Source organism: Paenibacillus woosongensis (assembly GCF_009725165.1).
In the GTDB taxonomy this organism is placed as follows: domain Bacteria; phylum Bacillota; class Bacilli; order Paenibacillales; family Paenibacillaceae; genus Fontibacillus; species Fontibacillus woosongensis.
The window spans coordinates 344227-357595 of sequence record NZ_WNZW01000002.1 but is presented as its reverse complement, the minus strand read 5'-3'; the positions used below and the strand labels follow the sequence as shown (position 1 = coordinate 357595).

Genomic DNA, 13369 nt, shown 5'->3' with positions numbered 1-13369 from the left:
AGCATTTAATATAATAAGTGGAACAAATGTTCTAATTGTTTCGTTGTCATGGCGCAAGGTTAGAGCAACTAGAAAAGGACAATGATCATCCATGAAGAAGTGTCATTCGATTTTTAAGTTTCAGTTAAGAATGTTCGTTAGTATTCTGGCTGTCGTGCTGATGTTATCTGGCTGTGCTCTGGAATTGGAACTGGGGAGTCCTGCCGATACAAGCAGCGGCTCCAGGCAGAATGAGGGCCGTCTGCGGGTTATTTTTCTCGATGTGGGTCAAGGGGCCTCCCAATTGCTGATCAGCCCTTCCGGGAAGACGATGCTGATCGATGCAGGGAATAATGACCGAGAGCAGGCGATGCTTGATTATTTAAAGGAGTATGGCGTTAACCGCTTGGATATCGTGATCGGTACGCATCCGGATGCAGATCATATCGGCGGCTTGGACCGGGTCATCGACCATGTTGACATCGGGGAAATTTATATGCCGAAGATTCAAGCAAATACGAAGACCTTTGAATCTTTGCTGCTCTCGATTAAGAATAAGGGCCTGAAGGTCAAGACGGCTAAGGCAGGGCTTGGGCTTGAGTGGGATGAAGACGTTCAGGTGACCATGGTTGCCCCCGTCCAAACCTACGATGACAAGAACAATATGAGCGCCGTAGTCAAAGTGGTGTACGGTAATACATCCTACTTGCTGACCGGTGATGCCGAGCGTCAGAGTGAGAAGGATATGATCGAATCCGGGGCGGATTTGCAGGCCGACGTAATGCTGATAGGACATCATGGCTCGAAATCTTCTACTACGTTAAGCTTTTTGAAGAAGGCTGCTCCGCAATATGGGGTGATCCAGGTTGGGGAGAACAATTATGGGCATCCTACTTCGACCGTATTGGATAGGCTGAGTAAGCAGGGGATTGAAGTATACCGCAATGACCTGCATGGCACCGTGGAAATTGCTTCAGACGGTCATACATACCGAATCACGACCGAGAGGTGAGTGGAACGATGGTTGGGATCATTGAAGGCTTTGAAGGTGAGTATTGTATTATAGAGGTAGATGGCCAGACAAGGGACGTGCCTCGCGAGCTGGTAGGTGCCGATGTAAAGACCGGAGATGTCGTGGAATGGGACGGAACCCGGTGGAATGCAAACGCTGGGAAGACGAAGCAAAGAAGCGAGTATATGAAGTCTCTGATGGATGACGTATGGGATGATTAAAGATCTATATCTATGTTTGGGGGATGAGTTATGACGTTGTCTAAACCACAGCCAGGAGAGTATCTGGAGCATTTCGGGGAGTATATTCGTGAAGTGCCGGAAGGAGAGTTAATTTCTCTGCTTGAGCTTCAGCCGGAGGAAGCAATGCTTAAACTAGGAACACTCTCGGACGAAGCCGGCAATTATAAGTATGCAGAAGGTAAATGGAGCCTGAAGGAAGTGCTGGGGCATATAACGGATACGGAGCGTGTGATGAGCTATCGGCTGCTGCGGATTGCCAGGGGAGATAAGACGCCGCTGCCGGGTTTTAACGAGGAGCTGTTTGTGAACCATGCTAATTTTGAACGGTTGTCGATCCAGCAGTTGCTGAAGGATTTCACGATGGTCAGGAAAGCGACCTTGTCGCTTATCCGGCAATTGGATGATGAAGCTTGGCAGCGGGTCGGAACTGCGAGCGGGGGACCTGTATCCAGCAGGGCGCTTGCTTATATTATTGCCGGTCATGCGATTCATCATTTCCGGATCATTCGTGAACGGTATTTAATCGGACAAATGTAAACGAAACGGGCTGACTTCGAAGTTAGATGCTTCTAACTAGAGTCAGCCCGTTTTTTATTCGGCGTTAGGACTTGTGTGGTTTTGCTATTCCGTTATTCCGAGGACACGATCAAATTCATCGAACCGTTCAGTTCATACGGGCCAAAGGGGACAGGGAGAATAAAGTGGTCGCCCTTGTTTAGCGGGTATTGATTGTCTCCGGTAGTCAACTGTCCATGTCCTTCAATTACGCTGCAAAGCATGTATTTCTTGCCAGCTTCCAGATGGGCCTGGCCATCGAGATCCCATTTTTGTACGGTGAAGAAATCGTTTGATACAAAGGAGGTTATAGTAAGTCCTTCTTGCGTAAATGTATCATAGGTCTCCTTCTTGTACGACTGGGGAATCGTGGTGACGTCAATGGCCTTGTCCAGATGAAGCTCCCGGGTATTTCCGTCCTTGTCTTTACGATCATAATCGTAAACACGATAGGTCGTGTCTGAGCTCTGCTGGGTCTCAAGCACAACGATTCCTTTGCCGAGAGCATGAATCGTCCCGCTAGGCACGTAGAAGAAATCGCCGGGATGAACCGGAACCTTGGTAAGAAGCCCCTCCCAATTTCCTTCCTCGATCCACTGCACGAGCTGCTCCTTGGATTTGGCCTCATGGCCATAAATGATCTCTGCGCCCGGCTCGGCGTCAATGATATACCAGCACTCCGTCTTGCCCAGCTCGCCGTTCTCATGCTCTCCAGCATACTCATCGTCTGGATGAACCTGAACGGAGAGGTCGTCGGAAGCGTCCAAAATTTTGGTCAGCAAGGGGAATACCGGTGATTCCGATTGAAATAATTCGGGATGGGACGACCATAGCTCCCCGAGGGTCAGTCCCTGGTAGGGCCCGGCCTTGACAACGCTTTGTCCGTTGGGGTGAGCCGATACCGCCCAGCACTCTCCGGTCTTCGCATAAGGTATATCGTAGCCGAATAGCTCTGCCAGCTTGCTTCCGCCCCAAATGCGCTCTTGAAATACAGGTTTGAGAAAAATAGGCTGTTGATTCATAGAGATGTTATCTTCCCTTCTTATCGCGTGATTAATATTTCATATGGATCAATGCGGCAGCGCCGATCAGACCTGCATCCTGGTTTAATGCGGCAGGAACGATCGGGGTGCTCTGCCCTGAAGGATTCAAGGCGCAACTGCTCACATAATCCTGCACGGCACTAAACAGTGGGTTACCGACCTGCGAGACGCCGCCGCCGATGACTACTTTCTCCGGGTCGAAGGTGTTAATCAGTGTGACGCAGCCGATGCCGATGTAGCGAAACACTTGATCGATCAGCGCCTTCATGCCGGCATGCCCTTCCCTGGCAAGATCGAACGCCTCTTTGGAGCTGACGTCCCTGTCAAGCAGCCGGGAAGCTTGTCTGGCAATAGCCGTGCCGGAAGCGACGAACTCCCAGCAGCCCTGCTGGCCGCATACGCAGTCCCCGGCGGATGGATCAATAACGATATGCCCCACGTCGCCAGCATTGCCGGTCGAGCCCGTAATCAGCTTGCCGTGCGAGAATATGCCGGCGCCGATACCGGTGCTGATCGTTATAAAGATGAAATGGTCGGCGTCCCGCGCGGCTCCCTGCCATTTCTCAGCCAGTGCAGCAGCCGTGGCGTCGTTCTCGAATGCAATCGGAAGCACAAAATGCCGCTTCAAGGATTCAAGCAAAGGGAAGCCATGCCAAGCCGGCATATTGGGCGGCTTGACGATATGGCCCGTTTTCGTATTTAAAGGACCGGGAGCCCCGACTCCAATACCTGCAATTTGGGCTTCGTTTAGGCTTTGTTCCGCAAGCAGCTGCTTGGCGGCATCGGCTATGCGGCTGACCATCACGTGCGGATCAATCGTTAGATCTGTAGGCAGGGAGGTCTTGGCGCATACCTTTCCATCCGAATCGATGATCCCGATCGCTGTCTTGGTACCGCCGATATCGATGCCTATCGCGTATTTCACTTCCAAGTCGAATACCTCCTGTATTCTATGTTAACTTTACAAACTTGACAAAATTAATTTTTGTAAAGTATATTTAGGTTAAGTTTATCATGTTTTGAGAGGGTTGAAAAGAATGGCCCGTAAAAAGAAAATATCCATGCAGGATATTGCCGACAGGCTGGAAATTTCCAAAAATGCCGTATCGCTGGCCCTGACCAACAAGAAGGGGGTAAGCGAGGAATTGCGCAGCCGTATTATGCATACAGCCAAGGAAATGGGATATGGCCCTTATGCCGTCAGCGACAGCGAACAATCCAATATTCTCGTGCTTGTGCCAGAGCGGATTATGAGCTACCAGGACAATGATCATTTTCAATTTTATCATGACATGATTTGGGGGCTCGAAAAGAGCATTCGCAGCAAAGGCTTCAACGCCGTCATCGCGCCGATTGACCGCGAATCCGAGCAGCTTCTTAAGCTGCCGCGCCTGTTCACAGATATTTCTTATCGAGGCGTTATATTATTTGGAATTACGAGCTTGGAATATGCGCGTCTTGTCTGGGAGCAGCAGGTCCGGCTTGTCATGATGGATTCTTATCACCGGGACCTGCCTTGTCCGGCTGTCACCTCGGCGAATATGGAGGGGGCATATGAAGCGGTGTCCTATCTCATGGAGTGCGGACATGCCGAAATCGGATTCATCGGCCCCGTCAATTTGACGACAAGCCATGAAGAGCGCTGGCTGGGGTACTGGAGGGCAATGCAGAGCGGAGGACTGAAGATAAGGGGAGAGTATTGCCTAACGTCTTCAGAAGGCTATGATTATACGGAAGAGGAAATTTCCTCCTTCCTGTCTGGACTGACCGAGCTGCCAAGCGCATTTTTCTGCGGGAACGACCGAATTGCCTATATTTTGGCCGAGGTGCTTCAGAAACAGGACATTGCTGTGCCTGGGGACATTTCGATTGCGGGTTATGATGATCTCCGGTATGACAGCAGCTCGGGGGTGAATATGACTACGGTACGCGTAGAGAAGGAGCGAATGTGCGATGCCGCTGCAGAGCTGCTGCTATCACTGTCTGAACCTTCCCGGGAAGCGGTTCGCTGGAGTATCGCGCCAACGCTGATCGTCCGCGAATCCGTAAAGAGGAAGCAGGGCGTACAATAAAATAAATAGAATTGAATAAACATCCACAAACCCATAAAAAGACGGACATCCCGGTGAAGAGATGTCCGTCTTGTGTTTGCAATAACTCAATTATTTGTTAAGAGCCGCTTCATAACGTTTCTCAACTTCAGACCAGTTGATAACGTTGAAGAAAGCTGCGATGTAGTCAGGGCGTTTGTTTTGGTATTTCAGGTAGTAAGCATGCTCCCAAACGTCCAGACCGAGGATTGGAGTTTTGCCTTCCATGATTGGGGAATCCTGATTAGGCAGGCTGTATACGGACAATTTGCCGTCTTTGTCTACCGCAAGGAATGCCCAGCCGCTGCCGAAACGAGTCGTAGCTGCTTTCGTGAAATCTTCCTTGAACTTGTCGAAGCCGCCAAGCTCGTTGTTGATTGCGTCAGCAAGCTTGCCGGAAGGCTGGCCGCCGCCGTTTGGTCCGATCGTTTCCCAGAACAGGGAGTGGTTGGCGTGTCCGCCGCCGTTGTTGCGAACCGCTGTGCGAATGCTCTCAGGAACGCTGTCCAGATCGGCGATCAGATCTTCCAGAGATTTGGACTGAAGCTCAGGAGCGGACTCCAGCGCCGCGTTCAGGTTCGTTACATAAGTATTGTGATGGCGATCATGGTGGATCATCATCGTTTGTTCGTCGATATGTGGTTCGAGTGCATTATTCGGGTAAGGTAGAGCAGGTAATTGGTGTGCCATAATTTAAATCATCCTCTCTAGTGTATATGTAGTGCCCTTTATTTCTCACAATGATCATTATAAATATTTACGCACACTTAGTCAACTTATATGTATGTTAAGTATATTAAATGGGTAGTTTGTATTGACAAATGGTAGGACGTTTATCATAATAATTGAACTGTAACGATAACGTAAATTTGAGGTGACATGTGGTGGGCTTGGGAATCGTCGTTGTGGAAGTATGCGATAGCAACCTGCTCAGCTCGGTAGAGCTGGAGCAGCTGGAAGAAGAATATCCCGAGATAGCCGTTCTCCGCCTCGACTGCCTCAATTTGTGCGGCCTGTGCAAGCTAAGGCCCTATGCGATGGTCAATGGCAAGCGGGTATTTGCCAAGACGGTCGAAGAGTGCGTACAGTTGATCCGGCAGACGATTGAGGAGGAGCTTCGAGCTTTTGATGATATAGAGTGATATTCCCTGTTTAATCATACCCAATTTCAGGCAAAAGAAAACCTTCGGCGCTGACAATCGGCGGCTCCGAAGGTTTTTATATTACTGCTGTTCTACTTCCTTATTTGGGATTGGAAATGATATAAATGCATCTTTTTCCGTCTTGCGCCAGGCATTCCGTACGTTCAATCTCTGTCTTCAAGAGCGACTTGAATAAGCTTAATTCGCAGTCACAGGCGTGGTTGTAACGGTTTGCGATATGCGAAATCGGACAGTTGTGCTCCTTCAGCACAAAATCACCATCATCATTTTGCTCGCACTCGGTCATATAGCCGTTTTCGTTCTGAATTTGCGCCAGTTTCTTTACTTTATCGGCAAAGGGGATCCCTTCCATGCTTGTCTGGTACTGCTGCTTCAGCTTATCCCGGCGTTTCTCGAAGAGCCGTCTAATCGTATCCTCGCCGCTTTCATTTTCAAGCTCACTCAGCAGATCGAGGGTCAGCGTATGGTAGTTTCTAGGAAACAGGCCTTCGGCCAACTCCGTAAGCCCGAATACCGAGGTAGGCCTTCCCATCGTCTGCCGGATCATTTTAGATTCGATCAGCCCGTCGCGCTCCATCGTGCCGAGATGGCGCCTGACCGCCATTTCCGTAATTTGCAATTCGGACGTAATTTCTTTCGCGCTGAGAGGGCCGGATGTTTTCATCATGTGCAAAATCCGTTCCCTCGTCGGCAGCTCTTTGATTTGGTTCATCGTGACACTCCTTGCTAGAATGACATTAGCCGTTGCTTGCAGTGAGTGCGGCTTCCTTGCATTCGCTGCTGCAGAATCCGTGATGCTCTTCCTCGCAGGCTTCGCAGCAGACATGCTGGAGATTGCACACGGGACAGTTGATATAGCGGTCATTCGTCTCGCCGCAATGGTAGCAGCTCGCAATAACGATATCCTCGTCGGTACGGTTGATCGGCACGGAAATCCGCTCATCGAACACATAGCATTTGCCGTCGAACAAATGTCCCTGTACCTCAGGATCTTTGCCGTAAGTGACGATTCCGCCCTCTAGCTGGGCTACATCCGTAAAACCTTCATGCAGCAGGAAGCCGGTCAGTTTCTCGCAGCGGATTCCCCCTGTACAATAAGTTAAAATTTTTTTATCCTTATACTCACTTAAATTCTCGCGAATCCACTCCGGGAACTCGCGGAAGGACTCCACTTCCGGACGGATGGCGCCGCGAAAATGGCCGATATCGTATTCGTAGTCGTTGCGGCCGTCGATGACGATGACATCTTCCTGCTGCAATTGTTCGTGAAATTCGACGGGAGACAGCCGTTTGCCGCTGATTTTGTTCGGGTCTAGCTCATGCTCGTAACGGAAAGTAACCAGTTCTTTTTTGTGGCGGACGAACATTTTTTTGAAGGCATGTCCTTCTACTTCATCGATTTTGAAGACGATGTCTTGGAATAGCGGGTTGGCCCGTAAATCGTTCATATATTTCTCGGTTTGTTCCACCGTTCCGGACACCGTTCCGTTAATGCCTTCGGAAGCGATGAGGATACGCCCTTTCAGGCCGAGGTCTTTGCAGTACTGTAAATGTTCCGCGGTAAATGCTTCTGGAGATTCGATGTGAACAAATTTATAATATAGTAACACGCGGTATGCGGTTTTGCTCATTATGATCACCTATCTATATTGGATTCTTCTGCATTGTAGTGAATTTTAACTACTTAGTCAATATTAAAGTATAGTAAGTATAGTAACGAAAATCTACAGGATATTTAAGGAGACGAGTATATGACAAGAACGGTTGGCTTTATTTATGCCCATCCCGACGACGAAACCTTCGGCTGCTCTTATCTGATTCGGCAGATCGCTGATAGCGGCAATAAGGCGGTGCTGCTGACGGCAACGAGAGGAGAAGCGGGGAAAAGCGGCAGGCTCGGAGCCATGACTAGGGAGCAGCTGGCAGAGATTCGCGATCAGGAGCTGCAGCGGGCCGGGGACATACTAGGCATCGCGGAAATCGAGCAGCTGGATCTGGGAGACGGCAAGCTGCGTGAAGTGAAGCAGGAAGTACTGGTCGATACAATTGCTGCGTTTCTGAACAAGCATGGGGCCGAGGTGGTCGTTACTTTTCCCGCGGACGGCATTTCCGGCCATCCCGATCATATCGCCATTCATCATGCGGTAAATAAAGCGGTGTTCAGCGGGGCGTGCAGCACTGTCCAGAAGCTGTATTATAACGTGATGGGGAGCCAGGGGGCCGGAGCCGTATTGGAGCTTAAGGGGGAGGAGGGGCTGCATGAGACGAAAGCCAAAGCACTCGCAGCGCACGAATCGCAGATTTTATCGATCGAACGGGTATTTGGTAAGCTCGATGACGGTCCGCCCTGGCACTTCGCGCCGGAATTATTCCAGCTTGTATGGGAACGGGAGAGCTTTAATCCTGCAAAGCAGGAGCGCTCCATCTTTGATGGCTTGGTGAACTGAATGGGTCAGGTCCTTCTATTGGCTGTCAAGGCAAAGGCAAAAAGGAAAGGCTGCTCCTCGTAAGAGGAACAGCCTTGTTGTTTCTCATGCTTTATATTTATGCGCCGTGCTTGACTTTTAAATGTGGTTTGCCGATAGGCGCTTCGGTCTTGGTTACCGCTTTTTTGTGGTTAAACAGCCCGCGCAGGTAAGGGAGTACGTAGTAGTCAAGTCCGATTTTGCCGGCGTTGGCGGCTGCTACGACAATCAGTACTTCAAGCAAGAGCATTTGCGCATTCGTGCTCACTGTGCCCGAGAAAAGGAACGCCGCATTCATCACAAGTCCCATCAGCGCTGCAAAGGTGGTGAAGGTACCGAGAATGAGGCCAAGGCCGACGAGAAACTCTCCGTAAGGGACGAGGATGTTGAAGATGTCTACTCCGGGCAGTGCGACATGTTCTAGAAATGCTGCCCACCAGCCTTGCACTGCCGGATGGTCGCCGGTGCTCTTGGCGATGGCTCCGGCCAGGTAACCTCCGGCATCAAAGCCTCCCGTAATTTTGCCCCATCCTGCTTTCATCCATTCGAAGCCGAGATAAATCCGGACGATGGTCAGGAACCACATTGCAAATTTATTTGTTCTGAGGAAGTTGTTAAACATAATTACCACTCCTTATTGTGATGTTCTTTTGTTAGTGTTTGTTTGAAGGATGATCATCTTTGATGTCTTTATTATAAGTGATAATTTTCACAATATATGTGATTTAAATCACAATTATTAAATTTTAAATAAATTAATTTTTAAGCGCCTGAAAATAAAGCAGCGGAGAAGTGTGAGCTTCTCCGCTTTGCCTTAGGATTTTGGCGAGATGTCCGTTCTTACGACGCCGACGTCGGAGGCGTTGATCGCAAATGAGTTGAGAAGAGGCAAGCCGGACATCAGCAGATGACTATGGGACGGCAGAATCTTGAGCATTTAATGTATGACTTTTTTCAGCTGATGATCAGGCTGGGCTTTAGCTTTATGGGTTAGTAACTCGGTTACGGTAACGAAGGAATAGCCCTGTTTTTTGAGCTCGGGCAAAATCTGTTTAAGGGCTTCGACGGTTTGTGTGCTGTTAGCCACATAATCATGCATGAGGACGATATCGCCGCTGCGTGCGTTCGTCAGTACTTTTTTGACGATTCTATTTACGCCCGGGGATCGCCAGTCCTTCGTATCCTGGTGCCAGGACCAGAGGATAAATTTCAACTCGTTTGCTTTAGAGACGTTGATAAGCGTTTCGTTGTAAAATCCGCCGGGAGGACGAAAGAGCACGGCCTTGTATCCTGTAGCCTGGTAAATGGCCTGCTGGGTTTTGCTGAGCTCGTTATGCATATTGCCTTTGCTTAAGCCCTGAAAGGATGGATGCCGGTATGAGTGGTTGCCGATCTCATGGCCCTTGGCAAGCTGCATTTTAACGATTTCAGGGTGTTTCTCAACCCGTTCCCCAACGACGAAGAAGGTGGCCTTGGCGTTGTACTGGTCCAATACGTCCAGAATTTGCTGCGTTTGGCGGTGATCCGGACCGTCGTCAAACGTAAAGGCAATGCATTTGTCTTCGGTGGGCACCTCCCATACGATATCGCCTCGCTCCTCATAATAAGCCCTGTCTTTGAACTGGGACGCCGGGTGGGCCGACATGGGGTGCGGGATCAGGGGAAAAACAAGGGTTAATATCAGAATCGGAATGAACCATCGGGTGTATTTAGACATCTGAAGCTATCCTCCATTTTGCGGTCGTTAACCAACGTTTAGTTATTTTGCTGCAATTTGATGATTTTATCCCTGCCGGGCTTATTTCCTGGATGAGAAGCAAGGAGAGGCAGGCAATTAAGCAATGTTAGCGTGCAAGCAGGCTTGCAAGGATAGAATGTCGAATAAGATGATTGTGGGGAGGTGATGAGGATGAAGAGAAATAGTGTAAAAACATTCTTCAACACAAATATTGGTGATCTTGAGAAGGAGATCAACGACTGGCTGTATGAAAATAGAAGATTTACCGTCCAGTCCATTCAGTATGCGGCGGAAGGAAACAGTTTCAGCGCTCTTGTCTGGTATTTGGTGTAATCATTCTTCCTTCGGACGTAACAAAACCAAAAAAACCTTTGGAGCCAATGGCTTCAAGGGTTTATGGTGTTGATCAAATATGAGGCGGACAGGGAGACAAGCAGAGCGCCGCCGACCCACCACAGCAATTTGCGGAATATTAGCTTCTCCGCCGTCTTGGCTTGCATCTGCTGCTCTTCGGCAATTTCCTGTCTGAGCTGCTCCAGCAGCTCCTTTCTCCAAATCTCCAAAACGTCGCGCTGCTTTTTCATTTCCTGCTGCAGCTTCTCGTTTCCGAGCTCCTGTTCCTGCCTGAACTGTAGGATGAGCCGCTGCTCGGCTTCATCGATCATCGTCTGCTGATCCCGTATGACGGCCAGGATTTGCTTCGCCTGGTCATGGCTGATGCCCCAGAGCTGCTCAATATGCTCCTGCTGCTCCCGGATCGCGTCGTTCTGCTCTTTAAGCTCTCGCTGCTGCTGCTGCAGCACGTTCTGCTGGTCCTTGATCACCTTAGCGTACATCGTCGTTAGCATGGCCAGTCCGATATTCATTTTCGAGCTTTCGATCAGCGTCTTTTCGGCATTCGCAAGCACTTTGTCATTGCCCCCGGTAAAAGAGCCCCACCACATTTTAAACATGCCCTGCTCGGAGAGCTTGTCCAAAGAGTCCTGAGCATCGTCCAGATGCCCGACGACTTCGGTAATTTTAGGAATAAGCGAGGAAATATCCACTTTGCTGAGCATATCATCGGTTATTTTTATTTTCGCCAAATCTTCGATTTCACTTTGAAGTACAGTCATTTGCTTGCTCATCAGTTATTCACCTTTGCGTCGTTCTAGCAGCCGAATAACCTCTGAGTAGGTATCCGCGACATCATCGATTCGTTCTGCTATCTTGTTGTTGTTTAAGATTATAATGCTCTGGTCATTTCTCATGTCCGCATAGTCCTGGATAGACTCCTCATAGGCGCTGTGTATCTCGTTCATCGTGGCTGCGTTATCATACAAGGCCAGCATATCACGCTCTTGGCCGGTGAAGGAGAGCTGCTTAGCGCTAACAAGCTGCTTGCGCAAATCCATGCTATCCCTGGCAATTTGGAAGCAGTACTTCGCAATCATCAGGAGCTGCGGGACATTGAGCATAAACGGATTCTTCGTAACCGCCACTTTGCCGAGATTGAACAGCATGGCGAAGGAATGCGTGAACAGCAGCATTTTGCTCCGTTTGGAGCGGATTGCTTCTTTAGGCGCGTCTGCATTAAAGTAGCGGAGGAACAGATACACTCTCAGCATAATTTCAATGGCCGCAACGCTTAAAGCCTGACCTGTAACGATACGCAAATTGAAACCATGATCAATATACAGCTTCTCTGCAAAGGCAGGCATTTGATCGCCGTTCAAATTAGCGAGAATCGTCATACCGGGAAGGGGCAAGGAGCGTACCGTACAAAAATCCTTAAACAAGTGAAGCAAATTGACGATTACGGCTGTCCCGAAGTCCAGCTGCTCGTACTCTGGAAATTCTTTGACCAGTTCGCCCCATCCCACGGACGAGACTCCGGCATATTCGCCAAACATCGTTTGCCTTACGCCTTCGAAGAAGCGAAACAGATCATGCCCGTAGGAATACAGCCGGTGATCCCCGCCAAATGCTCCAGGTTCCTGATAGTCGATGGGATTATTTTTTAAATCATACTGCTTGAGCTGCTCTCCGAGTCCTCCGAAGGAACTATTCGTAATTTTCGGCTCTTCCATGCCTTTGGGATGTCCGATGACCAGGTCGCATAATGCGCCAACACTGCCGCTGAGCACCATCATAATCCAATCCCATTTGTCGAGGGGCAGCGTACGGTCATTTAAATGGTCAAAAGTAATATCTTCAAAAAAATTCACGTTTGTCATGGAGCCATTCATCGCTCTCGTTCACCTCAGAGTTCTATAAAGTATAGTCTGTCGGTTGTAGGCAAATAGAACTATTCGGCAAAAATACACTAAATCCTTCTTCATTACCGGATTATGCGAGAATCGGCTACAGCGAATAATTTTTAAGCTTGTTTCGCGCCTCAACCTGTTTGAACAAGCAGTATTTAATAATATCGGAGCGGATGGATTCCTTCATTTGAACGAATTCCAGCGAAATTTTATAGTTATTGTCCGGGAGTACCGCGCAATTGACGATCTTTCCATGAAACTCGATCGTATTCTGGGAATTGTTCGTCTCCAGATGCATGACTCCCGCAACCAGCTTCTCTGACTCCACTTCAAAGCTGCACAGGAAGGACAGTCCTCCCCCGCTGATATCCTTTGTCGTTACCTTGATAAACTCATCTTCGTTTGGTTGTCCGGCTGGTTTGAGATTCAAATTTAATTCGACCTCAACGGGTACCCGGAAGAAGCGGCGTCTTTGTGCTTTTTTGATGCGGCTTGCGGGCGGGACGGGGAATGACAGCTGGTTAAGCTGCAAGCTTATCTCGGTATCAAAAGAGTACAGCACCCGCTCCTCGCTATGGAAGAAGATCGTTACGGACATACTGCCGGTGAAGGACAGATAACGGTTCATACGGTTGACTGGTTTTTGTATGTAAAGTCGGTTGTTCGCCAATTGGATGATTTGCGTTTTATACATGACTCCTTCAGGGGTTTGAAGCTCGAGCAGCTGGCCTTTCCAAAACTCAATGATTGCCGAACCTTCCATGAATAATGAATCTCCTCTCTCTTTATTTTGCATATTCGATTACAACAAAGACAACTCTACAATACCTATACAC

Annotated in this window: 18 protein-coding genes; 7 read left to right on the top strand and 11 right to left on the bottom strand. The window is 49.0% G+C overall.

From position 1 onward, the window contains the following. The first annotated feature begins 91 nt into the window (after positions 1–91). From GNP95_RS08160 to GNP95_RS08150, 3 genes are read left to right on the top strand one after another with little or no spacing between them, the layout of a single operon-like run. Positions 92–991 (top strand): ComEC/Rec2 family competence protein, encoded by a 900-nt coding sequence (locus tag GNP95_RS08160; RefSeq protein WP_155610353.1) that lies wholly within the window; start codon positions 92–94, stop codon positions 989–991. An 8-nt stretch (positions 992–999) separates the two neighbouring features. Next, positions 1000–1212: a DUF3006 domain-containing protein gene (locus GNP95_RS08155; RefSeq protein ID WP_155610352.1), complete on the top strand. Its 213-nt coding sequence runs from the start codon at positions 1000–1002 to the stop codon at positions 1210–1212. 30 nt (positions 1213–1242) lie between these two features. After that, the gene (locus tag GNP95_RS08150; protein WP_155610351.1) at positions 1243–1770 is read left to right on the top strand and encodes a DinB family protein; all 528 of its coding nucleotides are present in this window, start codon (positions 1243–1245) and stop codon (positions 1768–1770) included. 92 nt (positions 1771–1862) lie between these two features. Here GNP95_RS08150 and manA read toward each other — a convergent pair whose 3' ends face one another. Together manA and GNP95_RS08140 are read right to left on the bottom strand one after the other, a co-directional pair. Continuing rightward, complete coding sequence (gene manA, locus GNP95_RS08145; RefSeq protein ID WP_155610350.1) at positions 1863–2810, bottom strand: mannose-6-phosphate isomerase, class I; 948 nt, start codon at positions 2808–2810, stop codon at positions 1863–1865. Between the two features lie 31 nt (positions 2811–2841). Continuing rightward, positions 2842–3756: an ROK family protein gene (locus GNP95_RS08140; RefSeq protein WP_330163348.1), complete on the bottom strand. Its 915-nt coding sequence runs from the start codon at positions 3754–3756 to the stop codon at positions 2842–2844. Positions 3757–3868: 112 nt separating this feature from the next. On the opposite strand from GNP95_RS08140, the gene GNP95_RS08135 reads away from it, so the two are divergent. After that, the gene (locus tag GNP95_RS08135; protein WP_155610348.1) at positions 3869–4903 is read left to right on the top strand and encodes a LacI family DNA-binding transcriptional regulator; all 1035 of its coding nucleotides are present in this window, start codon (positions 3869–3871) and stop codon (positions 4901–4903) included. Positions 4904–4993: 90 nt separating this feature from the next. On the opposite strand, the gene GNP95_RS08130 is transcribed toward GNP95_RS08135, so the two are convergent. After that, entirely contained in the window at positions 4994–5611 is a 618-nt protein-coding gene (locus tag GNP95_RS08130) for a superoxide dismutase (RefSeq protein ID WP_155610347.1), read from the bottom strand. A gap of 194 nt (positions 5612–5805) precedes the next feature. Between GNP95_RS08130 and GNP95_RS08125 the strand changes: the two genes are divergently transcribed. Continuing rightward, positions 5806–6063 (top strand): YuzB family protein, encoded by a 258-nt coding sequence (locus GNP95_RS08125; RefSeq protein WP_213590318.1) that lies wholly within the window; start codon positions 5806–5808, stop codon positions 6061–6063. Between the two features lie 100 nt (positions 6064–6163). Here GNP95_RS08125 and GNP95_RS08120 read toward each other — a convergent pair whose 3' ends face one another. Continuing rightward, the gene (locus GNP95_RS08120) at positions 6164–6796 is read right to left on the bottom strand and encodes a helix-turn-helix transcriptional regulator (protein WP_155610346.1); all 633 of its coding nucleotides are present in this window, start codon (positions 6794–6796) and stop codon (positions 6164–6166) included. 25 nt (positions 6797–6821) lie between these two features. Then, positions 6822–7715: an oxygen-dependent tRNA uridine(34) hydroxylase TrhO gene (gene trhO, locus GNP95_RS08115; RefSeq protein WP_155610345.1), complete on the bottom strand. Its 894-nt coding sequence runs from the start codon at positions 7713–7715 to the stop codon at positions 6822–6824. Between the two features lie 120 nt (positions 7716–7835). Here trhO and GNP95_RS08110 point away from each other — a divergent pair, with 120 nt between their 5' ends. Continuing rightward, positions 7836–8531 carry a PIG-L deacetylase family protein gene (locus tag GNP95_RS08110; protein ID WP_155610344.1) on the top strand — a complete coding sequence of 232 codons (696 nt, stop codon included), beginning with the start codon at positions 7836–7838 and terminating at the stop codon, positions 8529–8531. A 97-nt stretch (positions 8532–8628) separates the two neighbouring features. On the opposite strand, the gene GNP95_RS08105 is transcribed toward GNP95_RS08110, so the two are convergent. The 3 genes from GNP95_RS08105 to GNP95_RS08100 all read right to left on the bottom strand — a co-directional run bounded on the left by GNP95_RS08105 (position 8629) and on the right by GNP95_RS08100 (position 10266). Next, entirely contained in the window at positions 8629–9171 is a 543-nt protein-coding gene (locus GNP95_RS08105) for a DoxX family protein (RefSeq protein WP_155610343.1), read from the bottom strand. 192 nt (positions 9172–9363) lie between these two features. Further along, on the bottom strand, positions 9364–9486 hold the full coding sequence (locus GNP95_RS26415; RefSeq protein WP_269058948.1) for a hypothetical protein: 123 nt from the start codon (positions 9484–9486) through the stop codon (positions 9364–9366). Next, entirely contained in the window at positions 9487–10266 is a 780-nt protein-coding gene (locus GNP95_RS08100) for a polysaccharide deacetylase family protein (RefSeq protein WP_155610342.1), read from the bottom strand. It lies immediately after the preceding gene. Positions 10267–10458: 192 nt separating this feature from the next. Between GNP95_RS08100 and GNP95_RS08095 the strand changes: the two genes are divergently transcribed. Then, a complete protein-coding gene (locus tag GNP95_RS08095; RefSeq protein ID WP_154674770.1) occupies positions 10459–10620 on the top strand; it encodes a hypothetical protein in 162 nt (53 codons plus the stop codon). A 53-nt stretch (positions 10621–10673) separates the two neighbouring features. Here GNP95_RS08095 and GNP95_RS08090 read toward each other — a convergent pair whose 3' ends face one another. The 3 genes from GNP95_RS08090 to GNP95_RS08080 all read right to left on the bottom strand — a co-directional run bounded on the left by GNP95_RS08090 (position 10674) and on the right by GNP95_RS08080 (position 13296). Continuing rightward, complete coding sequence (locus GNP95_RS08090) at positions 10674–11414, bottom strand: hypothetical protein (protein WP_155610341.1); 741 nt, start codon at positions 11412–11414, stop codon at positions 10674–10676. Positions 11415–11417: 3 nt separating this feature from the next. Continuing rightward, positions 11418–12494 carry a hypothetical protein gene (locus GNP95_RS08085; protein WP_230873727.1) on the bottom strand — a complete coding sequence of 359 codons (1077 nt, stop codon included), beginning with the start codon at positions 12492–12494 and terminating at the stop codon, positions 11418–11420. Positions 12495–12630: 136 nt separating this feature from the next. Then, positions 12631–13296 (bottom strand): flagellar brake protein, encoded by a 666-nt coding sequence (locus GNP95_RS08080; RefSeq protein WP_196427107.1) that lies wholly within the window; start codon positions 13294–13296, stop codon positions 12631–12633. Between the last annotated feature and the right edge of the window lie 73 nt (positions 13297–13369).